The following is a 20,843-nucleotide window of genomic DNA, read 5'->3' as shown; positions in this document are numbered from 1 at the left end:
ACATGAGCACGCTTCCAATCATCGACGCCGGCCACTGGTACGAAAGCATCCGCATGGGCGATGGCGTGACGCTGATCCACGAGCCGTGGATCAAGCCGTTCTTCCGCTGCAACATCTGGCATGTGCGGGGCCGCGACCGCGACCTGCTGTTCGACACGGGCCTCGGCCATTTCAGCCTGCGCCGCCACGTACCGCTGGTCACGGAACGCAAGCTCACCTGCGTGGCCAGCCACACGCATTTCGACCATATCGGCTGCCATCACGAATTTCCCGACCGCTGCGTGCACCCGGCCGAGGCCGAGATCCTCGCCGACCCGCGCAACGAATGGACGGTTGCCGACCGCTATGCCACCGAGGAGATGTTCGACGGCACGCCGCAAGGCTGGGACACGAATCGCTACCGGATCCTACCCGCACCAGCCGGCCGGTTGCTCGAACAAGGCGACATCGTCGATCTTGGCGACCGTACCTTCGAGGTCATCCATACGCCCGGCCATTCACCCGGCGGCATTGCGCTCTACGAAAACAGGACGGGCATCCTGTTTTCCGGCGACATCATCTATGACGGCCCGCTGATCGACGATGTCTATCACTCCGATATCGACGACTATGTCGAAACGCTGCTGCGCATGCGCGATCTCGATGTCTCGGTCGTGCATGGCGGCCATTTCCCGAGCTTCGGCAAAATCCGCTATCGCCAGCTTGTCGACGAGTATCTCGCGCAGAAGCGCCAGGCCGGCTGCCATCTGCTCGCCCGATAGGGACTAGCGTTGTAGCGTCAAAGCGCCCTTTGCGGGCAGGGTGTGCCCGCCGCGTCGCCGCAGCGTGAGGCCGTGGGCTCGGGTCTAAAACTCTTTTCCTCCGACTGACGCACCAGTTCCGCGAAAGCCAGGGCAAAACTTGCCAGCATCAGGAAGACGATAATCAAGCGTGCCAGCGGCAATAGATCGGCCTCGACTGGTTAGCCCCACGCCGCCCATCCACTGCCGGCTAACATGATCGATACGGCTTTACGAGAGTTTAAGGCAGGTCTTAACCATCACATCATTTTGTCCCCCGACATGATGCGCGAGCGCGCCTGTTTGGCCGCCATCTCAAGACACCTCCCTCCCTTTGCAGAAATGCCCGCCCATGCTAACCCGGCGCTGGCGCGACCCCGCAACCGGTCGCCACCAATCGGTCGTTGCCAATCGGTTGTCGTTGAGAGCCATGAGCAAAACCGCCAGCCGTTTCGCCTTCGTCTCATCCGGTACAGCCGACGCCAATGCAGCGCTGGAAAGCCTTTCGGCACGCTACGGCCAGGCATCCGTCGAGGATGCCGGGATCGTCGTGGCGCTCGGTGGCGACGGCTTTCTGCTACAGACCCTGCGCGAGACGATGAGCACGGGAAAGAGGGTCTACGGCATGAACCGTGGCACCATCGGTTTCCTGATGAACGAATACCGCGCCAGCGGCTTGACCGGGCGCATCGCGGCTGCGGTCGCCGAAACGATCCGTCCGCTGGAGATGCAGGCGGTGACGGCGGAGGGTGAGACGATTTCGGCGCTGGCGATCAACGAGGTCGCGCTCTGGCGCCAGTCCTACCAGACCGCCAAGATCCGCATCACCGTGGATGGGCAAGAGCGGCTGGAGGAATTGCACTGCGACGGCGTTATGATTGCGACGCCGGCCGGCTCGACCGCGTATAATCTGTCGGCGCACGGGCCGATCCTGCCGCTCGACGCTCCGCTGCTGGCGCTGACCCCGGTCAGCCCGTTTCGTCCGCGCCGCTGGCGCGGCGCGCTGCTGTCCAACAAGGCGATCGTGCGTTTCGACATTCTGGAGCCGGAAAAGCGGCCGGTGAATGCCGCCGCCGACCACACCGAGGTCAAGGCGGTGACGACGGTCACGGTGAGGGAATCGCCGACGGCGACGGCGACGCTGCTGTTCGATCCCAACCATTCGTGGAACGAGCGCATTCTCGCCGAACAGTTCCGCTACTGAGCCGGCGCAGCAGCCACTGCGCAAATTAAGCATCGCGATTAAGGTTACGACTTCACAATCGCGCCAATGCCGCCCGTTTGTGTTGACAAATCGTAGGCTTGCGCCTACCTGCAATACCAATCTTGCAGGCGCGCGGCGCTTGCCGCGACTGCTTATGTTGCGCCCCCGAACCAGCCAAAGACAGCCAAACTTGTCCTCAGACACCCAGATCGCTCAAGAAGCGTTGACCTTCGCAGACCTCGGCCTGTCGCCGAAGGTCCTTTCCGCAGTTACCGATGCCGGCTACACCGAGCCGACGCCGATCCAGGCTGGTGCTATCCCGCACGCCTTGCTCGGCAAGGACGTGCTGGGCATTGCCCAGACCGGCACCGGCAAGACGGCGTCCTTCGTCCTGCCGATGCTCACCCGGCTGGAAAAGGGCCGCGCCCGCGCCCGCATGCCGCGTACGCTGATCCTCGAGCCGACGCGCGAGCTAGCCGCGCAGGTCGAGGAAAACTTCGTCAAATACGGCAAGAACCACAAGCTCAACATCGCGCTGCTGATCGGCGGCGTGTCCTTCGACGAGCAGGACAAGAAGCTCGAGCGCGGCGCCGACGTGCTGATCGCGACTCCCGGCCGCCTGCTCGACCATCGCGAGCGCGGCAAGCTCCTGCTCAATGGCGTCGAGATCCTCGTCATCGACGAGGCCGACCGCATGCTCGACATGGGCTTCATCCCCGACATCGAGCGCATCTGCGAGATGATCCCGTTCACCAGGCAGACGCTGTTCTTCTCAGCGACGATGCCGCCGGAGATCACCAAGCTCACCGAGAAGTTCCTGCACGCGCCGGTGCGCGTCGAAGTGTCGAAGGCTGCATCGGCCGCCACCAACATCATCCAGCGGCTGGTGAAATCCGGGCCAAAGCCTTGGGACAAGCGCGAGACGCTGCGCAATCTGATGAAGGCCGAGGATGCCGAGCTGAAGAACGCCATCATCTTCTGCAACCGCAAGGTCGAGGTGTCGGAGCTGTTCCGCTCGCTGCTGAAATATGATTTCGACGCCGGCGCCCTGCACGGCGACATGGACCAGCGCGCGCGCATGCAGATGCTGGCCAATTTCCGTGACGGCAAGCTGCGCTATCTCGTTGCTTCGGACGTCGCGGCGCGCGGCCTCGACATTCCCGACGTCAGCCATGTCTTCAACTACGACGTGCCGATCCACGCCGAGGATTATGTCCACCGCATCGGCCGTACCGGCCGCGCCGGACGCTCCGGCAAATCCTTCACCATCGCGACCAAATCGGACACCAAATACATCGACGCCATCGAACGGCTGATCGGCACCAAGATCGAGTGGCATGACGGCGACCTGTCGACGGTCGTCGTCAGCGAAGGCGGCGAGGATGAGGCCCCCCGCCGTGGCCGTGGTGCGCCACGCCGCGCCGGGCGCAAGGACGACGCCAAGGACAGGGGCGAGCGCAAGCCGCGTGAACGCCACGCCAAACGTGGCGAGGAAACGGCGCCGGAAGCGGTAAGCGAGGAACAGCCGGTCGTGGCCGAAGCCGCGGTCGCCGACATCGGCGAGCGGCGTACCCGCAAAGAGGCGATCCGCTCGGAAAACAGCGAGCGCCAAGCTTCACCTGAACGGAAGGCTTCGCCCGATCGCAGCGAGCGGCGCGCGCCGGAACGCGGCGATACCAGGCCACAGCGCGAGCGCCCTGCCCGTCAGCGCCAGGAAGACAATGACGCGACCGTGGGCTTCGGCGACGACATGCCGGCCTTCATGCGGATCGTCGCCAAGGTCTGATACCACAGCGCTCGCGCGTCCCGCCGACGCGCGAAGCACGAAGCCGGCATAAGACGGCCTCGCCTCACGCTGAGATGGCGTTAGTCCGGCAGGCCCGCCTTGCGAAGGCCTTCGATGTACCTGCTGCGATCGTCCGGTCGATAAAACGGCGGCAGCACCTCGGCAAGATTCGAAAGCCGCAGCGAGGGATCGAGCTCGCAGACCCGGGCCATCATCTGCTGCGCTTCCGACAGGCGCCCCGCAAGGGCATGACTCGCCGCCACTACACGCATCGAGCTCACGTAGTTCGGTTGGTACCGCAGCGACTTTCCCGCCCAAGTGGCGGCGTCATCGTAGTGGCCGGCACAAAAATGAGCGAGCCCGGTGTTGAATTGCAAGCGAACAGGCGTGGATCCAATGGGCTTAGGCGCATGGCAAGCGCGGCGTGCTCGACGGCCTTGCCTGGCTCGCCAAAGCAAGCCCTGACCCAGCTGCTTAGGCCCCACGCGGCCGCTAGATTCGGGTTGAGAACGAGCGCGCGATCGATGCAAGCCGCACTGTCGTCAAGGTCGCCACCTACGTAGCCGAGCACGTATCCACCGAAGGAAAGCGCAATCGCATCGTCCCTTCCGAGTTCGACCGCTCTCCTGGCCAGTCGAGTAGCCTCGGCATTCTCTTTCGCGCGGTCGACCATCCAGCCGTTGCTTTTTCGGGTAGCATAGCACCGCGCCGCCCGCGCATAGGCTGCGGCAAACTCCGGGTCACCGTCGATCGCCTTCATGAAGAGGCGCAAGGCATCGTCAATGGCCGACCTACTAGTGATCGTCCGGTCAAAGGCCGCCAGCCCGCGGAGATAGTAGTCATAGGCGTCGAGGCTTTCAGTCGGTTTGCGTTTGGCACGCTCGATCTCAGCCTCCTCCATTTTCGGTGTGATTGCGCCGACAATGCTCGAGGCGACCTGGTCCTGCAGATCGAAGACTTCGGCGAGCGCTCCGTCAAAACGGTCGGCCCAGAGATAGGCCCCTGTCGAGGTGTCGATGAGCTGCCCGGCGATGCGCAGGCGGTCGCCAGCCCGGCGAACACTTCCCTCGACCACATAGCGCACGCCCAGCTCACGCCCGACCTGCTCTATGTCTACGGACCGTCCCCTGTAGGTGAAGCTCGAATTCCGTGCGACTACGAACAGGTGACGAAAGTGAGCCAAGGCCGTGACAATGTCTTCCACCATACCGTCGGCAAAATATTCCTGCTCCATATCACCGCTTAGATTCTGAAACGGCAGCACCGCTATCGATGGGTGGTCGTCGCGCCTCGTCGGGGCCGCCAGAACCTGCGCCAGTGATGCGACGCCGGAGCTTGGCTCCGGCCGCGGACGTTCAGGTCGTTCACGGGACTGCAGAGAAGCCGCCAGCGAGCTTGTCTGCTCCTCAGGCTCTGCATCCAGATGTTTTTTCAAAGCTGCCCGACACAGCTCGAACTGGCGTAAGGCGGCGTTTTCGTGACCTCGATGAGCGTGGATGCGGATCAGCGCCCGATGGGCCGCCTCCGCCGTCGGATCCGGAGCGAGCAATCTCTCCGCGAGCCCTTCGCAGGCCGTCTCTTCCGCTGAGCCGGGTGCGGGCAGCGCCAGGCTCAGCCGATCGACCAACTGCAGCGCTTTGCGCTGATACTTGCTCAGATAAGGTCTGAACCACTCGTCCAGTTCGTCAGGAATGGCTTGCCCGGCAAGCAGCTCACCGCGGTACAGATCGGCGGCGAAGGCGAGATCAGTGGTCCGGCCCTCCTCCAGCTTCCGGTCGAAGATCGAGATGTCCGCCTCATCCGGACCGGCAATAAGCGCGACGGTTTCCTGATCCCCATCGATGTAGACGGTGGCATCCGAGCTGGCGGGGAACGTGCGCCTGATGTCGACCAGCGCCTGACGCAAACTATTGCGGGCCTGCCCATTGCTTCGCCCCGGCCAAAAGGCTTCGGAAAGCTGCTCGCGACGATGGCCGCGGCGGCCTGCGAGAACCAGAGCAGCAAAAAGAAGCGAAGTCTTGCGTGTGGCGAACCGGACGGGCCGGCGCTCCGGGGAAGTAACCTCCAGGCCACCAAGCAACCGGATGCGCACAAATCGTCTCCAGACTTTGACCGCGGCGACAGAATAGCATCTCGGTGGATCGATTTAACACCGATTTAACGGCGGATCGTCGGACTCCTCCCAATTGTTCACACACAGCCGAACAGCCCGAAAACACCTGCGTGGCACGCTCCCATCCGCAAACTCGAAATGGGAGACCAAAACAATGGCTCACACGGAAACTCGCGCCGCCCGCGGCATGTCCAAACGCTTGCTTGGGTCTGGCTTGAAAAGCGCAGCAATGATGATCGCTGCATTCACGAGATGGCGGCGGACCGCCGCAAGACGCAGGGCACTGGCAGATTTGACGATCGATCAGCTGAACGACATCGGTCATTTGGAGGTCCATCAACCAGCACCCGACGCCGTCAAGGCAGTTCTGATCACGAACTTGATATCGATGAGGTAAGATCGGCGCTCAGTTTGGTTTGGGCCCTAAAGGTTCCTGAGCTCCAGGCGAGATGCCAACAGGTCCAGAAAAGCGCGTACTTTGGCCGAGGACGACCTGCCTTCCGGCCACACGGCGTGTATCGGCACCGGCACCGGCTCGAATTCGGTCAGAACCAGTTCCAGGCGGCCATCGTCCACCAGGTGTTTTACCTGCCAAAGCGGGGAGTAGCCCAGACCCAAGCCGTGAACCGCGGCTGCATAGATCGATATCATCAAATTGGACCGGAAGGTGCCCGCGACCTTCACCGGCCGGGGCTTGCCTTCAATCTGAAACATCCATTCGCCCGGGCGGCCGTCAACAGTTCGTACGATGCATTCATGCTCACGCAATTCAAGCGGATGGGCCGGTCGGCCGCGTTGTCGAAAGTAGGCAGGTGCGCCGAACACGACGCGCCGCAACGCCCCCAGCCGCTTCGCCCGTAGACTGGAATCCGGCAAATCGCCGATCCGGACCGCCAGATCGAGACCCACGGCATCCAGATCGACAAATTCATCGGAAAGCTGGAGGTCAACCTCAACCTGGGGATATGTCCGCATATAGTCGGCGATGACCGGCATCAGGAAATCCGGGCCGAACAGAACCGGGGCACTCACACGCAGGATGCCGAACGGCTCGGATCGTCGGTTGGCCGCCTGAAACCTGGCTTCGTTTATTTCCTCGATGGCAGGCTTGATGCGTTGGAAAAAGGCCGCACCGGCTTCGCTCGGCGTCGAGCGGCGCGTCGTCCTGTGCAGAAGCTCGACCCCGATGGATTCCTCCAATGTCGCCAAAGACCGACTGACCGACTGCAGTGAGCGGTTCAGCCGGCGTGCGGCAGCCGTCAGACTGCCATGCTCGACAATGGCAATGAAGGCTTCGAAATCATCTATCCGGCTCATTGCGTATTTCTCCCGAAAATCGGGATAAACTATCGCAAAATCGATCAATTGTAACGCAGTTCGCTAGATTTTATCTTCCCTGCACAGGCCGAAAGGCAGACTCGAGGGAAGGAGATCGTCATGCGAACACCCAGTCCAACCGTCCTGGTCGTAGGCGCCGCAGGCCGCGTTGCCGGTTTGGTGGTGCCTGAACTCGCCCGCCGCAATGCCAGGGTTAGAGCGCTTGTTCGTGACGCCGCGGCTGCCGAAAAAGCCCGGAAAGCCGGCGCAACCGAGATCGCGATCGGGGATCTGCGCAACCATCAAAGCCTTGAACAGGCCGTCGAAGGTGTCGACGGTGTCTTCCACATCGGACCGGCCTTTGCTCCCGACGAAGCCGCCATGGGGGTTGCCATGGTTGAGGCAGCGGCGCGTGCAGGCGTTCGGAAATTCGTCTTCTCATCGGTGATCCAGCCCACCAACACGAGGCTGGAGAACCACGCAAGCAAGGTACCGGTCGAAGCCGCCCTCTATTCGACGAACATGGAATACACCATTCTGCACCCGGCCAATTTCATGCAAAATATCGCGGCGGCCTGGCCGTCCATCGTCGAGCATGGCGTTTTCGCCGAGCCGTTTCCAAAGACGGCGAAGCTGGCCCGCGTCGACTATCGCGACGTGGCTGAAGTGGCAGCGATCGCACTGACCGAAACGCGTTTGTCCTATGCGACCCTCGAGCTGTGCGCCGACGGTATGCACAGCCGCGAAGAGGTCGTTGCCATGATGAGCGAGGCGCTTGGCCGGCCGGTTTCAGCAGGCGAGCCGACATTTCAGGACTGGGCGGCGAAAGCCCGCCTTCCCTATACCGACCGGCAGTTGCAGATGCTGGCCAAAGTACACAGCCACTACGCCAAATACGGCCTCGGCGGGAACAGCCTGGCGTTGCGCGCCGCGCTTGGCCGCGAGCCGCGTTCGCTGCGAAGCTTCATTCGGGAATTGGCGCTGCCGGTGGCACATGCCGCCTGATCGTCCCCACAATAACGCTTACGCACACGTTCTGATTAGGAGATTTCGATGCAAGCATCACCGGACCGAGCCTTCAAATTGAGAAAGCTGCCGCCCTCCTACGGCGCGGTGGTGATGCCGTTGGTTCTTTCGATTCTGATGTCCTCGATTGTCTCGGCGGTTTCGACGGCAATCGGCGCAGGCTGGACGGACGGGTTTATTGCGGCCTGGAGCTATGCATGGGGCGCTTCATGGCTTGTTGCGTTTCCCAGCCTGCTGATTGTGCTTCCGATCGTGCGCCGGATCGTTGCCGCGATTGTCGATCAGCCGGCCCGGTCCTGATATCACGAACGAAGAGCGCCGGCGGCCGGGCGGTCCGGCATACCATAAGAGCGGCCCGTACGGGGCCGCTCTCGGTTCATGCGCTTGCCTCAGGTGAGCGGCGACAGCTGGATCTCGACGCGGCGGTTCTGTGCCCGGCCGGCAGCGGTCGCATTGGAGGCGATCGGACGCGTCTTGCCGAAGCCGGTGACGGCGAAGCGGCGGGAATCGACGCCCTGCCCGGACAGATAGTTGGCGACCGCCAGGGCGCGGCGCTGCGACAGGTCGAAATTGTGCTCGTCGCCGCCGGTCGAGTCGGTGTGGCCGAACACGTCGACGGTGGTCTGCCGGAACTTTTTCAGCACAAGGGCAACCGAATTCAGCACCGGATAGAAACCAGCCTTCACCGCATCCTGGTCGACGTTGAAGGTGATGTCGGACGGCATGTTGAGGATGATCTGGTCGCCGGTGCGGGTGACGCTGACGCCGGTGCCCTCAAGCTGCCGGCGCAGTTCGGCCTCGTTCTGGTCCATGGTGGCGCCGATGGCGCCGCCGGCAAGCGCACCGATGCCGGCGCCGATCAGCGCGTTGCGGCGGTCGTTGCCGCCGGCAAGCATACCGAGCCCGGCACCCGCCAGCGCTCCCAGACCGGCGCCGGCAGCGGTGTTGGAAACCTTCTGCTCCCCGGTGTAGGGATCGGTGGTGCATGCGCTCACAAGCACAGCCGTCGCCACGACGGCGAGCACAATCTTTTTCATATGGTGGTCCCTCTCCATTCCACGGCCGCGCAATGGCGCACCGCATCAGCCCTTCCAGCGACTTGTAACATGAAATGCGGCGAAAAGCGGACCAGCAAAAGCCGCTGCGGCGGCTTTCCCCGGCTCATTCCACCCGGCTGCCAGCGGCTCGCGTGACCACCGCAATTCGACCGTCTACCAGAGATTCTTGCCGTCGATGACCACCACTTCGACCTTGTCGAGATCGAAATGGTCGAACAGCCGCGAATTCACGCTGATCTTCGGATTGTCGAAATTCGGCTCGCCCGTCGACCAGTCCGGCGTTTCGGTGAAGGTGCCGCAGCCGCAGGTGGCGCAAAAACCGTGTTTTATGGTTTTCGATCCCCATCGGTAGAACGAAACATTCTCCGGCGGGCTGGTAAGTCTAAATTGCGATGGCGTGTAATAGGCCCACAACGACCCGCGTTTCGAACAGAAGGAACAGGTGCATCGCGTCACCGTCTGCGGCGCTTGCGAAACCTCGAACGTGGTCGCCTTGCAGTGGCAGCTTGCCTTGATGGTCATGGATTAGGTCCCTCACAATGCCCGCCGCCCTACGGCAAGGCACCATAAAGAAACGCTCCTGACAACTCTCCGTCAGCAGATCTGTCGTCTGCAATGCGCAGTTTCAAAAGTGTTGTAACCCAATCGAGGGCGTGTCGATCCCAAAAACCCTGCACACCCTCGGGTCAAGCCCAAGGGCAAGCTTTTGGGGGCGACATGCATCAATAGGACGATGGCGGCACGAACAGACAGATGGTCTTTCCGTCATTGGCGCCGGCGACCGAGCACCAGTGATATGCGCCGTCGGGCGAATTCTTGATGCGCTTGTCGCTATAGGCCACGACTTCGCCTGTCCCCTTGATGACATAGCCTTCGGGGCGCTCGCCGATAGATATCGGCGCAACCTCGCGGCAGTCATAGCCCGAGCAGCAGGAGAACGGATAGCTCCAGCCTTGCGGCATCGCCGCGGTCGGCTTGGCATCATGCGCCAGAGCAGGCGCCGCGAATGGCATCGCGGCAGCTATCAAAACCACTGCCGCGACAAGGGAATTCAGAAATCGGCGCGCCGTGTGAACGGCATGGGCCGGTCTGGTTGTAAGAGCAGGCATGGGCGCAGTTCCTATCAACGGTTGTCAAGCATCTCGCTTGCCCGTTCCCGGAACGTGTCTTCCCAGTGGCCGGATCGTCAGGTCGCAGATACGCCGCGCCCGGCCATAAATGCTTTTTTCCTCCCCAGCGCTTGGATGCTGGGCTGATTCCTTGGTCGGCGCAAGGAATTGCTGTCGCAAACCGAACGCCGACCTCTGCGGCCGGAACCAGCCTGCCGGCCGGGTTGACGAGACTGGTACGATCACCCCCGGCAGCGAGGGTTGCCAATAACGGAATTCGGCTCGCAGTGGTTCCGGGCTCGGCACCGGCAGGCTCGAAGCATTCGCGTCAAAAGCGGAAATCGATTTTGGAAATTCTGATGAAAAACAAAGTTGTAGAACGACAGGTAAGTTCAAGCTGAGAACTCGTCACTCTCGCGCCGTGGCCGTAACTCTCGCGTGATGGATTGAAATTGCCGGGTTGGTGCCCGCCTTCAGTCGATGTCGGCCACCGTTTCTCCGGCGCCACCCTCGATGCGCTGCGACAGCGAGGCCTCCATGAAATCGTCGAGGTCGCCGTCGAGCACGCTCGACGGGCTGGTGCTCTCGACGCCGGTGCGCAGATCTTTCACCAGCTGATAGGGCTGCAGCACGTAGGACCGTATCTGGTGGCCCCAGCCAATATCGCTCTTCGACGCTTCGGTGGCGTTCGCCACCGCTTCGCGTTTCTTCAGCTCTTCCTCGTAAAGCCGCGAGCGCAGCATTTCCCAGGCCTTGGCCTTGTTCTTGTGCTGGGAGCGCTCCGCCTGGCAGGCAACCGCGATGCCGGTGGCGAGATGGGTGATGCGGACCGCCGAATCGGTGGTGTTGACATGCTGGCCGCCCGATCCCGAAGAACGATACGTGTCGATACGGACGTCAGATTCGGAAACGTCGATGTCGATCGTATCGTCGATGACGGGATAGACCCAGACGCTGGCGAAGGAGGTGTGGCGGCGCGCATTGCTGTCATAGGGCGAAATACGCACGAGACGATGCACGCCGGATTCCGTCTTCAGCCAGCCATAGGCGTTGTGGCCCTTGATCAGCAGCGTGGCTGACTTGATGCCGGCCTCTTCGCCGTCATGCACTTCCAGCACCTCGACCTTGAAGCGGCGGCGCTCGGCCCAGCGCGTATACATGCGCAGAAGCATCGAGGCCCAGTCCTGGCTTTCGGTGCCGCCGGCGCCGGCATGGACTTCCAGATAGCTATCGTTGGCGTCCGCCTCGCCCGACAGCAGCGTTTCGATCTGGCGCGCCTTGGCCTCGCCGCGCATCGAGCGGATCGCCGCCTCGGCCTCCGCGACGACGCCCTCGTCGCCCTCTTCCTCGCCAAGCTCGATCAGGCCGATATTGTCTTCCAGAGCCTGGGTGAGGCCTTTGACCGCGGCAATGCCTTCCTCGAGGCCCTGACGCTCGCGCATCAGCTTTTGCGCTTCCAACGGCTCGTTCCAGAGGCTCGGATCCTCGGCGCGGACATTCAGGTACTCAAGCCGCTTTATGGCCTGGTCCCAGTCAAAGATGCCTCCTCAGCAGGGTGATCGCCTGCCTGATCTCGTCGACAATATTTTGCGTTTCCGCGCGCATGGCTGGCTGTTCTGTCCTGTTGCTGAATGGCGGTTTGGTGGCGCGATACATAGGGACGGCAATGTCCCCTGTAAAGCACCGGCCCCTGTAAAGCGGGATGGGCCGGCTCGACCATGATCGTCAAGCCGGCCCGACCGGATGTAACGATTGTCAGTAGAGCCCGCCGCCGCCCGACTGGATAGCCTGGTTGGCCTGCGGCGACAGCGCCCCGCCGGTGGCGTTGGAGCCGTCCGCACCCATGCCGATCACCCAATAGCTGTCGGCGGGACCGGTACCCGGCTTGAAGGCTTCGATGATGGTTCCGGCGTCACCCTCGTTGGCCCGCATGCCGGTCTTGCGATTGATCGCAATCAGCTTCATGCCTTCGGGAACCTTGAAGTCGACATTGGGCGTGCCGTCCAGCGCTACGCGCATGAAATCCTTGAAGATCGGCGCAGCAAGGCCGCCGCCGGTCGCGCCCTTGCCAAGACCTTTCGGCTGATCGTAGCCCATATAAAGGCCGACAACGAGGTTGGGCGTATAGCCGATGAACCAGGCGTCCTTTTCGTCATTGGTCGTTCCGGTCTTGCCGGCGATGTGACGGCCGAGTTCGTTGATGGTGGCGCCGGTACCGCGTTGAACGACGCCCTCCATCATCGATGTGATCTGGTAGGCGGTCATCGGATCGAGCACCTGCTCGGAATTGTCGACCAACTCCGGCTCTGGCTGGTTCTGCCATTCTGCGGCGTTGCAGTTTGAGCAGCCGCGTTCGTCCTGCCTAAAGACGGTCTTGCCGTAGCGGTCCTGGATGCGGTCGATCAGCGACGGCTTGATCGACTTGCCGCCATTGGCCATGATCGAATAGGCCGATACCATGCGCATCACCGTCGTCTCGCCGGAACCCAGCGCCATCGGCAGATACGGCGCGAGATGGTCGTAGACGCCGAAACGCTCGGCATACTCCACGACCAGTTTCATGCCCATGTCGTTGGCAAGCCGCACCGTCATCAGATTGCGCGATTTCTCGATGCCGGAGCGCAAGGTCGCCGGACCGGCCACCGTTCCGTCGTAATTCTTGGGCGTCCAGGTCGTGTTGCCGCTCTGGATGGTGATCGGCCCGTCCATGATCACAGAGGCGGGCGTATAGCCATTGTCGAGGGCGGCCGAATAGACGATCGGCTTGAACGACGACCCCGGCTGGCGCATGGCCTGCGTCGCCCGGTTGAACTCCGACTGCGCATAGGAGAAACCGCCGACCATGGCCAGGACGCGTCCGGTATGCGGATCCATGGCGATCAGGCCGCCTTCCACTTCGGGAACCTGGCGCAAGCTGTAGCTGTTGTCCGAGCCGTCGTTCCTCTGCACGAAAATCACGTCGCCCGGCTTCAGCACGTCGGCCGGCGACTTCGCCTTGACGGTTTTGCCGTCGACCACGTGGCGCATGGCGAAGCTCATGTCTTCCTTGCTGACGGTGCCTTCGAGGCGGTCCTTGACGATTTCGCCGGAGATCTGGCGCGTCGGCTGCAGGCCGATGGACAGGCCGGTGGCCGAGCTATCGAGCACGACGGCAAGCGACCATTCCGGCACGTCCTCCAGTCGCTTGACGTTGCCCAGCGGCACGCCCCAGTCGCCGGAAACATCGATGCTCGTGACCGGCCCGCGGTAGCCGCGCAGCGTATCGAACTTCATGAGACCGTTCTGCATGGCCTTGCGGGCAATCAACTGCATCTTCGGATCGAGCGTGGTACGGACGGAAAGGCCGCCCTCGTAGAGCGCATTCTCGCCGTAGCGCGCGATGATCTGGCGACGCACTTCCTCGGTGAAATATTCCCCGGCGAAGAGATAGTTGCCGGTGCGGCGCGGCGTGACGCCGAGCGGCTCGGCCTTGGCCTTCTCGCCTTCTTCATGGGTGACGTAACCGTTCTCGACCATCTGGTCGATGACCCAGTTGCGGCGCTCCAAGGCGCGATCGGCATGCTTGAAGGGATGATAGTTGTTCGGCCCCTTCGGCAGAGAGGCAAGATAGGCAGCCTCGGCCACGGTGAGCTCGTTCACCGATTTGTCGAAATAGGTGAGCGCAGCACCGGCGACGCCATAGGCACCGAAACCGAAGAAAATCTCGTTGAGATAGAGCTCGAGAATGCGATCCTTCGAATAGGCCTGCTCGATGCGGAAGGCGAGGATCATCTCCTTGATCTTGCGCTCGTAGGTCTGGTCTGAAGACAACAGGAAGTTCTTCGCCACCTGCTGGGTGATGGTCGAGGCGCCGACCTGGCGCTTTCCCGAGCCAAGATTCTGCAGGTTGACGACAATGGCGCGGCCAAGGCCGGTCACGTCGATGCCGGGATGATTGTAAAAGTTCTTGTCCTCGGCCGACAGGAAGGCCGCCTTGACTCGATCCGGGATCGCCTGAATCGGCAGATAAAGCCGCCGCTCACGCGCATATTCGGCCATCAGCGCGCCATCCGACGCGTGGATGCGGGTCGTCACCGGCGGCTCGTATTTGGCCAGCACCTCGTAATCGGGCAGGTCCTTCGACAAATGGCCGATATAGATCGCCACGCCCGCCGCGACCAAAAGGGCCAGCGTCGTGCCGATGCCGAAGAAATAGCCAATGAGACGAATCATACCCGCTCCAGTCCTTGGTTCGGGAATTTCCTAAACGAAGCCGCCCTTCGCGCAAGCTTTCGGGACGATCCCAACCCGTAATCGCAAAAGCCATGTCGCGACCATGTGGGCAAAATACGGCAGCGTGGAATTTCGGTTTCGAATGCCGGAAATAAAAGCACAGGGTGTTGTCGCCGTGCAACGCTGCCTCAGGTTGTGGGCGCCGGCGGGCATTTCAGCCTCCGGCCCCCGTTCCGCTCTTGGCCGAAGCAAACAGTGCAACGGCGTTGGTTATGCTTTGGGTCGCCTTGTTGCGCCAATCGGCGCTGAGCAACTGCGCTTCGTCCTTGGCGTTCGACAGATAGCCGAGTTCGACCAGCACGGACGGAACGTCCGGCGCCTTCAGCACCTTGAAGCCGGCAGAACGCTGCGGGTTGTTGATCAGGCCGACGCTGGTGGAAAGCTGGCCGACAAGAGTGTGCGCGAAGCTCATCGAAAAATTATGCGTCTCGCGGCGGATCAGGTCGATCAGGATATCGGTCACTTCCTTGCTGTCGTCCTTGATCTCCATGCCAGCGAACTGGTCGGAAAGATTTTCACGGTCGGCAAGCGCCTGTGCCTCGGGATCGGAAGCCTTGTCGGACACGGTGTAGACGGTTGCGCCGCGAATGCCCTTGAGGCTGATCGTGTCGGCATGGATCGAGATGAGCAGGTCGGCCTCATGCTGGCGAGCAATGCGCACGCGATCGTCGAGCCGCAGGAACTCGTCCGTTTCGCGCGTCAGGAACACGTCATATTTGCCGCTGGCGGTGAGCTTGTCGCGCAGTTCCATGGCAAAGGCGAGCGTCACGTTCTTCTCGACAGTGCCGTTCAGGCCCTCGGCACCACCGTCGATGCCGCCGTGGCCGGGATCGACGACGACGGTGAAACGATGGCCCGGATTGGAGACCGGCCCGGTACCGACCCTGCCGGCCTTGTCGGCAGAGACTGTCGAGCCGGTGGTCAGCGCCTGATTGGCGAGCGCTGCATCGAATTCCCGCTGCGACGCCGCCGACATGTCGATGGCGATGCGGTAGCCGTTGCCGTCATCGTTCTTCAGCACGTCGAGATTGTCGACGGCGAACGGTCCCTTGCCGGTAAGAATCAGCCGCGATTTCCCCTCGCCGAGTCCGCCGTAACGCACGGCGCGGACAAGGCCGCGCGGCTTCACATCCTTGGCATTGAGGGCGAATCTCGTGGCCGGCATATCGATGACCAGACGATTGGGGCCGCGCAGCAGGAACCATTTGATGTCGGGATCGCGGTCGAAATTGATGACGATGCGCATCTTGGTGGCATCGCCGGCCATCTTGTAGCTTGTGGCGCCGATCGGTACGTCGGCAGCACGCGAAAGTGGCGGAAAGACTAGGCAAGCCAGGATCAGCGGCAGCAGGCAGGCGGTGCGGAACAACCAGCCTCCATGATGACGGCCCTTGTCTGCGAAGCCTGCCAGTCCCATCTTTCTACCAGTCGCTCCTGTTTGGCGTCATGCCCGATCGTTCGTCAAAGTGCCCTATTGCTTGTCAAAGTGCCGGCAGGCCGCGAACTCGATTAACGATTGGTATCCAGAGAAGGTTAACCAAGCCTTTTCATGGAAGGCTTGGAACCTGGGCTTCCGTTGCGGAACGGCTTTTTGCCGGCGTCGGGAATCGGGGTTGCCTTCCAACCCGCCAAATCATAAAAGCGATGGTGGATCACTGCAATCCTGGAACCGTCCTCCTCCGCAGCTTCCTGCTACAGGTCAGACGCAAGACGGCTCCTTTCGCTTCAGGCGAAGAAGGCATCGGTGATCGCGACGATTTTCGCAGGCGTGCTCCCGTGGCGGGGGAATCGCCTGCGTGAGCAAAACGGCCGGGATTGTCCCGTGCCGGCTCTGTATGAGCAAACAAGCTGGTCCGGTTTTTCCCGGGCTTTGGTTCAAAAGGTTCTGCTGGTTACGATGGCTTCAAGCGCAATCATGGAAAGGTCCGCAACAAACCGCGCCACTACGGCTGCGGGCGGCACCGCCATGGCGCTCAGGCAGCGGCCGGCGGACGTTCAATTGTCCGGCACCCATGTTCCAGGTCCACGGCAGCGGGCATTGCCCCGCAAGCTGCGGCCGACGGCTGCCGGGGGGAAACGAAATAATGCCCAACAAAATGCTGATAGACGCCTCCCACCCGGAGGAAACACGCGTTGTCGTCGTTCGCGGTAACCGTATTGAAGAATTCGACTTTGAATCCCAGGACAAGAAGCAGCTCAAAGGAAACATCTATCTCGCCCGCGTAACGCGCGTCGAACCTTCCCTCCAGGCAGCCTTCGTCGAATATGGCGGCAACCGTCACGGTTTCCTCGCCTTCAGTGAAATACACCCCGACTATTACCAGATTCCGGTCGCCGACCGTCAGGCGCTGCTGCGTGCGGAAGCACAGGAAGCCCAGGACGAAGAGGACGAGGAAGCCGCCGAGGGCGACGACCGCCAGAGCCGCGACCGCGGCAAGCGCGGACGCCGGCGTGGCGGCAAGAGCCGCGACCGCGGCGAGCACAGGCGCGAGGCAGGCGCGTCCGACGGTGAGAATGACGAGAGCGGCGAAGACGCCGTCGCAGAGAACCTGGATGCCACTGCCGACGGCGGCGATACTATGTCCGACACTGTCGGACAGAGCGAGGATGCCGCCGGACAGAATGATGAAGTCGCCGATAGCGGCGAGACCGAGCCGTCCGAAGGCGGATCGAGTTCCATCGCTGCCAGCGTCGACGCCGACGTAATCTCGGAAGCCGTCCCGCAAGTAGAGACAAAGGAGGTCGAGACAGGCGGGGCTGAGACAAGCGGCGAAGCGACGTCCGAAGACAATGATCGCGGCATGCTGGAAGAGGTGCAATCCTCGCATTCGGACGATCACGAGGTCGAATCGGTCGGCGCCGAAGACGCGCTGGAAGAAGTGCGCAACCGCCGCAAGCCGGTACGCCGCCAATACAAGATCCAGGAAGTGATCAAGCGCCGGCAGATCCTGCTGGTGCAGGTCGTCAAGGAAGAGCGCGGCAACAAGGGTGCAGCGCTGACCACCTACCTGTCGCTGGCCGGCCGCTATTCGGTGCTGATGCCGAACACGGCGCGCGGCGGCGGCATTTCGCGCAAGATCACCAATGCGCAGGACCGCAAGCGGCTGAAGGAAGTGGTCGCCGATCTCGAAGTGCCGCAAGGCATGGGCGTCATCCTGCGTACGGCCGGCGAAAGCCGCACCAAGGCAGAGATTAAGCGCGACTACGAATATTTGATGCGGCTTTGGGAAAATGTCCGCAATCTGACGCTTCAATCCACGGCCCCTGCCCTGGTTTATGAGGAAGGCAGCCTGATCAAGCGGTCGGTGCGCGACCTCTACAACAAGGATATCGACGAGATCCTGGTTTCCGGCGAAGAAGGCTACCGCGAGGCCAAGGATTTCATGCGCATGCTGATGCCGAGCCACGCCAAGGTGGTACAGCCGTTCCGCGACACGACGCCGATCTTTGTGCGCAACGGCATCGAAGCACAGCTCGACCGCATGCTGCAGCCGCAGGTGACGCTGAAGAGCGGCGGCTACATCATCATCAACCAGACGGAAGCGCTGGTCGCCATCGACGTCAATTCGGGCCGTTCCACCAAGGAGCACTCGATCGAGGACACCGCGCTTCACACCAATCTGGAAGCCGCCGAGGAAGTCGCCCGGCAATTGAGGCTACGCGATCTCGCCGGCCTGATCGTCATCGACTTCATCGACATGGAGGAGAACCGCAACAACCGCTCCGTCGAGAAGCGGCTGAAGGATCACCTCAAGAACGACCGCGCCCGCATCCAGGTCGGCCGCATCTCGCATTTCGGGCTGATGGAAATGTCGCGTCAGCGCATCCGTGCCAGCGTGCTGGAATCGACGATGAAGCCTTGCCCGCATTGCGGCGGCACCGGCCATGTGCGCTCCGATTCGTCGGTTGCGCTGATGGTGGTGCGGGCAATCGAGGAATTCCTGCTCAAGGATTCGCGCAGCCACATCACGGTGCGGACGCCGGCAGCGACCGCGCTCTATGTGCTCAATCACAAGCGCGGCACGCTGGTGGAATTCGAGCACCGCTTCGGCGTGACCATCACCATCGAAGCCGATGACACGGTCGGTGCACAACACTATGCCATCTTCCGCGGCGCGCTGGCCGAAAAGCCGGAAGGCTTTGTCGAGGCCCGCACGTTCCCGGCCTATGTCGAGCCGGAAGAACCCGAGGACGAGATCGTCATCGAGGAGGAAGAGGAGGCACCGGTGCAGGCTGAGCAGCCACGCCCTGCCCAGCAGCCGCAGCAGCCAAGGTCCGGCGAGGACGGCGAAGGCCGCGATCGCAAGCGCCGCAAGCGCCGCAGACGGCGCGGCGGCAAGGATCGCGAACACGGGGATCGCGAACACGGGGATCGTGAACACGGGGACCGCGAACAGGCCGCTGCCGGGGAAGGTGCTTCCGTTTCGGCGCCGACGGACGACGCCCTCGTAGCCGCCGGCGATCAAGGCGCCGAAGCGGAACGTGAAGCGCCGGCCGGGGTTGCCGAAACTGCGGAAGCGGCGGACGACGGTCACGGCAAGAAGCGCCGGCGCGGCAAGCGCGGCGGCAAGCGCAATCGCCGTGAAGACGGTGAGGACGGCGTCGAAGCCAGCGCCGGCGAGCCGGCCGGCATGACAGAAGGTGCCGTATCGGAAGCAGAGCCGGTGACTGGCGAGCCGGAAGGTGCGCCGCCTGCCGAAGAGCTTGCGGTGCGTGCTCCGGCGAACGACGACACGCCGAGCGCCGAAAAGCCGAAGAAGCCGCGCCGTGCCGCCAAGCCGAAGAAGGCCGCGGCGGAAGCAGTTGCCGAGATTGCGGGCGCCGAGACATCGGCCGCCGAAGCCGCGGCGGTGGCTTCCGGCGAGACCGCTGCGCCGGTTCGGCAGGAGACCGAAGTGGCGGCTGGCAAGGAAACGCCGAAAGCCCGGCCGTCGCGGCGCAAACCCGCACCGGTGGATGCTCCGGTCGTGCCGGTCGTCTCCTCGATCGTCCCCGACGAGGCAAAGACCGAGGAAGCAAAGGCCGAGGACAAGCCGAAGCGTGCCGGCTGGTGGCAGCGGAAGGGCTTTTTCTAAGCTTTTCCGTGTATTAGCCAGACTTTCTGATTAAAAGAATCCCGCGCTGCCGACTGGCTGCGCGGGATTTCTTCGTGCCAATTCCAGGCGACAGGCACTATGGCGCGAAGATCGACCAGTTCATCATCTTCGCCAGTTTCTCCAGCGCGATCGAGCCCAGCCTGGAATTGCCATTGGCATTGAGGCCAGGCGACCACACCGCAAGCGAGGCGACGCCCGGCACGATCCCCAATATGCCGCCGCCAACGCCGCTCTTGCCGGGAATGCCGACACGGAAAGCGAAGTCGCCGGAGCCGTCATAATGGCCGCAGGTCAGCATCATCGCGCCGATGCGGCGGGCGCGCTCGGCCGAGACGACGGAATGCCCGGTCGCCGGATTGTTGCCGCCATTGGCGAGAAAGCGCCCGGCCAGGGCGAGTTGCCGGCAGCTCATGGCGATCGCGCAATGGTGGAAATAAACGCCCAGCGCCAGTTCCGGCGCATGATTGAGATTACCGAACGATTTCATGTAATTGGCAAGCGCGAAATTGCGAAAGCCGGTGGCACGTTCGGACGCCGCGACCTCGCGATCGATGATGATCGTGTCGTCATCGGCCAGGAACTGGATGAAGCGCAGGATCTCGCCGATCGCCTCGCGCGGCTGATGGCCGGCAAGCAGGATGTCTGAAACGACGATGGCGCCGGCATTGATGAACGGATTGCGCGGAATGCCGTTCTCGTGCTCGAGCTGGACGATCGAGTTGAACGGATTGCCCGACGGTTCGCGTCCGACCCGTTGCCATAGCGCGTCGCCGACATTGCCGAGCGCCAGCGTCAGCGTGAATACCTTTGAGATGCTCTGGATCGAAAATGCCTCGTCGGCGTCGCCCGCGGTCAGCACGCGGCCGTCATTGGTCACCGCGGCAATGCCGAATTTTTTCGGGTCGATCTTGCTCAGCTGCGGAATATAGCTGGCAACGTCGCCGCGATCGGCACGCTCCGCCATTTCGGCGGCAACCTCGCGCAGTGCCTGTTCAAGCTGGGGCGCCTGTTCAAGCTGGGGCGCCTGTCCAAGTTGGGGCGCCTGTCCGCGTTGCGGCGCCTGTTCAAGCTCCGGCATCGTCG

The 20,843-nt window shown here is 62.4% G+C and carries 16 protein-coding genes; 6 read left to right on the top strand and 10 right to left on the bottom strand.

Features of this window, described 5'->3' with window-relative positions; genetic code table 11:
* Nucleotides 1–2: 2 nt before the first annotated feature.
* The 3 genes from NKH43_RS21350 to NKH43_RS21340 all read left to right on the top strand — a co-directional run bounded on the left by NKH43_RS21350 (nucleotide 3) and on the right by NKH43_RS21340 (nucleotide 3,769).
* Nucleotides 3–761, top strand: a complete 759-nt coding sequence (locus NKH43_RS21350; RefSeq protein WP_352859705.1) for an MBL fold metallo-hydrolase — start codon at nucleotides 3–5, stop codon at nucleotides 759–761.
* Between the two features lie 448 nt (nucleotides 762–1,209).
* Entirely contained in the window at nucleotides 1,210–1,983 is a 774-nt protein-coding gene (locus tag NKH43_RS21345) for an NAD kinase (RefSeq protein ID WP_352496188.1), read from the top strand.
* A 190-nt stretch (nucleotides 1,984–2,173) separates the two neighbouring features.
* The gene (locus tag NKH43_RS21340; protein WP_031193535.1) at nucleotides 2,174–3,769 is read left to right on the top strand and encodes a DEAD/DEAH box helicase; all 1,596 of its coding nucleotides are present in this window, start codon (nucleotides 2,174–2,176) and stop codon (nucleotides 3,767–3,769) included.
* 80 nt (nucleotides 3,770–3,849) lie between these two features.
* On the opposite strand, the gene NKH43_RS35360 is transcribed toward NKH43_RS21340, so the two are convergent.
* The 3 genes from NKH43_RS35360 to NKH43_RS21330 all read right to left on the bottom strand — a co-directional run bounded on the left by NKH43_RS35360 (nucleotide 3,850) and on the right by NKH43_RS21330 (nucleotide 7,199).
* Nucleotides 3,850–3,984, bottom strand: a complete 135-nt coding sequence (locus NKH43_RS35360; protein ID WP_502906502.1) for a hypothetical protein — start codon at nucleotides 3,982–3,984, stop codon at nucleotides 3,850–3,852.
* A 62-nt stretch (nucleotides 3,985–4,046) separates the two neighbouring features.
* Nucleotides 4,047–5,861 carry a BTAD domain-containing putative transcriptional regulator gene (locus tag NKH43_RS21335; RefSeq protein WP_502906501.1) on the bottom strand — a complete coding sequence of 605 codons (1,815 nt, stop codon included), beginning with the start codon at nucleotides 5,859–5,861 and terminating at the stop codon, nucleotides 4,047–4,049.
* 444 nt (nucleotides 5,862–6,305) lie between these two features.
* Nucleotides 6,306–7,199: a LysR family transcriptional regulator gene (locus NKH43_RS21330; protein WP_352859703.1), complete on the bottom strand. Its 894-nt coding sequence runs from the start codon at nucleotides 7,197–7,199 to the stop codon at nucleotides 6,306–6,308.
* A gap of 120 nt (nucleotides 7,200–7,319) precedes the next feature.
* Here NKH43_RS21330 and NKH43_RS21325 point away from each other — a divergent pair, with 120 nt between their 5' ends.
* Nucleotides 7,320–8,204: an NmrA/HSCARG family protein gene (locus NKH43_RS21325; protein WP_352859701.1), complete on the top strand. Its 885-nt coding sequence runs from the start codon at nucleotides 7,320–7,322 to the stop codon at nucleotides 8,202–8,204.
* Between the two features lie 48 nt (nucleotides 8,205–8,252).
* Nucleotides 8,253–8,525 carry a DUF2798 domain-containing protein gene (locus NKH43_RS21320; protein WP_023717491.1) on the top strand — a complete coding sequence of 91 codons (273 nt, stop codon included), beginning with the start codon at nucleotides 8,253–8,255 and terminating at the stop codon, nucleotides 8,523–8,525.
* A gap of 89 nt (nucleotides 8,526–8,614) precedes the next feature.
* Here NKH43_RS21320 and NKH43_RS21315 read toward each other — a convergent pair whose 3' ends face one another.
* From NKH43_RS21315 to NKH43_RS21290, 6 genes are all read right to left on the bottom strand, one after another.
* Nucleotides 8,615–9,262, bottom strand: a complete 648-nt coding sequence (locus NKH43_RS21315) for a YiaD family glycine zipper/OmpA-like lipoprotein (RefSeq protein WP_023717490.1) — start codon at nucleotides 9,260–9,262, stop codon at nucleotides 8,615–8,617.
* A 174-nt stretch (nucleotides 9,263–9,436) separates the two neighbouring features.
* Nucleotides 9,437–9,805: a GFA family protein gene (locus NKH43_RS21310; RefSeq protein WP_352496192.1), complete on the bottom strand. Its 369-nt coding sequence runs from the start codon at nucleotides 9,803–9,805 to the stop codon at nucleotides 9,437–9,439.
* Nucleotides 9,806–10,005: 200 nt separating this feature from the next.
* Nucleotides 10,006–10,392 (bottom strand): hypothetical protein, encoded by a 387-nt coding sequence (locus NKH43_RS21305; RefSeq protein ID WP_023717488.1) that lies wholly within the window; start codon nucleotides 10,390–10,392, stop codon nucleotides 10,006–10,008.
* A gap of 473 nt (nucleotides 10,393–10,865) precedes the next feature.
* A protein-coding gene (prfB, locus tag NKH43_RS21300) for a peptide chain release factor 2 (RefSeq protein WP_352496193.1) occupies nucleotides 10,866–11,997 on the bottom strand; the annotation gives its coding sequence in 2 pieces (ribosomal slippage) (nucleotides 10,866–11,930 and nucleotides 11,932–11,997; 1,131 coding nt in all).
* Nucleotides 11,998–12,147: 150 nt separating this feature from the next.
* Complete coding sequence (locus NKH43_RS21295; RefSeq protein WP_023717485.1) at nucleotides 12,148–14,604, bottom strand: penicillin-binding protein 1A; 2,457 nt, start codon at nucleotides 14,602–14,604, stop codon at nucleotides 12,148–12,150.
* 214 nt (nucleotides 14,605–14,818) lie between these two features.
* Nucleotides 14,819–16,081, bottom strand: a complete 1,263-nt coding sequence (locus NKH43_RS21290; RefSeq protein WP_352859699.1) for an N-acetylmuramoyl-L-alanine amidase — start codon at nucleotides 16,079–16,081, stop codon at nucleotides 14,819–14,821.
* Between the two features lie 667 nt (nucleotides 16,082–16,748).
* Between NKH43_RS21290 and NKH43_RS21285 the strand changes: the two genes are divergently transcribed.
* On the top strand, nucleotides 16,749–19,739 hold the full coding sequence (locus NKH43_RS21285; RefSeq protein WP_352859697.1) for an Rne/Rng family ribonuclease: 2,991 nt from the start codon (nucleotides 16,749–16,751) through the stop codon (nucleotides 19,737–19,739).
* Between the two features lie 97 nt (nucleotides 19,740–19,836).
* On the opposite strand, the gene NKH43_RS21280 is transcribed toward NKH43_RS21285, so the two are convergent.
* Nucleotides 19,837–20,838 carry a glutaminase gene (locus tag NKH43_RS21280; protein ID WP_084642445.1) on the bottom strand — a complete coding sequence of 334 codons (1,002 nt, stop codon included), beginning with the start codon at nucleotides 20,836–20,838 and terminating at the stop codon, nucleotides 19,837–19,839.
* Between the last annotated feature and the right edge of the window lie 5 nt (nucleotides 20,839–20,843).

The sequence above is a fragment of the Mesorhizobium sp. M1163 genome, from assembly GCF_040318415.1.
Taxonomy (GTDB): domain Bacteria; phylum Pseudomonadota; class Alphaproteobacteria; order Rhizobiales; family Rhizobiaceae; genus Mesorhizobium.
Note: the sequence above shows the minus strand (reverse complement) of the source record. Positions and strands in the feature narration are given on the sequence as shown.

Bases quoted from the DNA above. Each gene is read 5' to 3' on its own strand.
- NKH43_RS21295 (WP_023717485.1), bottom strand. From the start codon at position 14,604: ATGATTCGTCTCATTGGCTATTTCTTCGGCATCGGCACGACGCTGGCC.
- NKH43_RS21305 (WP_023717488.1), bottom strand. From the start codon at position 10,392: ATGCCTGCTCTTACAACCAGACCGGCCCATGCCGTTCACACGGCGCGC.
- NKH43_RS21350 (WP_352859705.1), top strand. From the start codon at position 3: ATGAGCACGCTTCCAATCATCGACGCCGGCCACTGGTACGAAAGCATC.
- NKH43_RS21290 (WP_352859699.1), bottom strand. From the start codon at position 16,081: ATGGGACTGGCAGGCTTCGCAGACAAGGGCCGTCATCATGGAGGCTGG.
- NKH43_RS21345 (WP_352496188.1), top strand. From the start codon at position 1,210: ATGAGCAAAACCGCCAGCCGTTTCGCCTTCGTCTCATCCGGTACAGCC.
- NKH43_RS21310 (WP_352496192.1), bottom strand. From the start codon at position 9,805: ATGACCATCAAGGCAAGCTGCCACTGCAAGGCGACCACGTTCGAGGTT.
- NKH43_RS35360 (WP_502906502.1), bottom strand. From the start codon at position 3,984: ATGATGGCCCGGGTCTGCGAGCTCGATCCCTCGCTGCGGCTTTCGAAT.
- NKH43_RS21280 (WP_084642445.1), bottom strand. From the start codon at position 20,838: ATGCCGGAGCTTGAACAGGCGCCGCAACGCGGACAGGCGCCCCAACTT.
- NKH43_RS21320 (WP_023717491.1), top strand. From the start codon at position 8,253: ATGCAAGCATCACCGGACCGAGCCTTCAAATTGAGAAAGCTGCCGCCC.
- NKH43_RS21285 (WP_352859697.1), top strand. From the start codon at position 16,749: ATGCCCAACAAAATGCTGATAGACGCCTCCCACCCGGAGGAAACACGC.
- NKH43_RS21315 (WP_023717490.1), bottom strand. From the start codon at position 9,262: ATGAAAAAGATTGTGCTCGCCGTCGTGGCGACGGCTGTGCTTGTGAGC.
- NKH43_RS21325 (WP_352859701.1), top strand. From the start codon at position 7,320: ATGCGAACACCCAGTCCAACCGTCCTGGTCGTAGGCGCCGCAGGCCGC.
- NKH43_RS21330 (WP_352859703.1), bottom strand. From the start codon at position 7,199: ATGAGCCGGATAGATGATTTCGAAGCCTTCATTGCCATTGTCGAGCAT.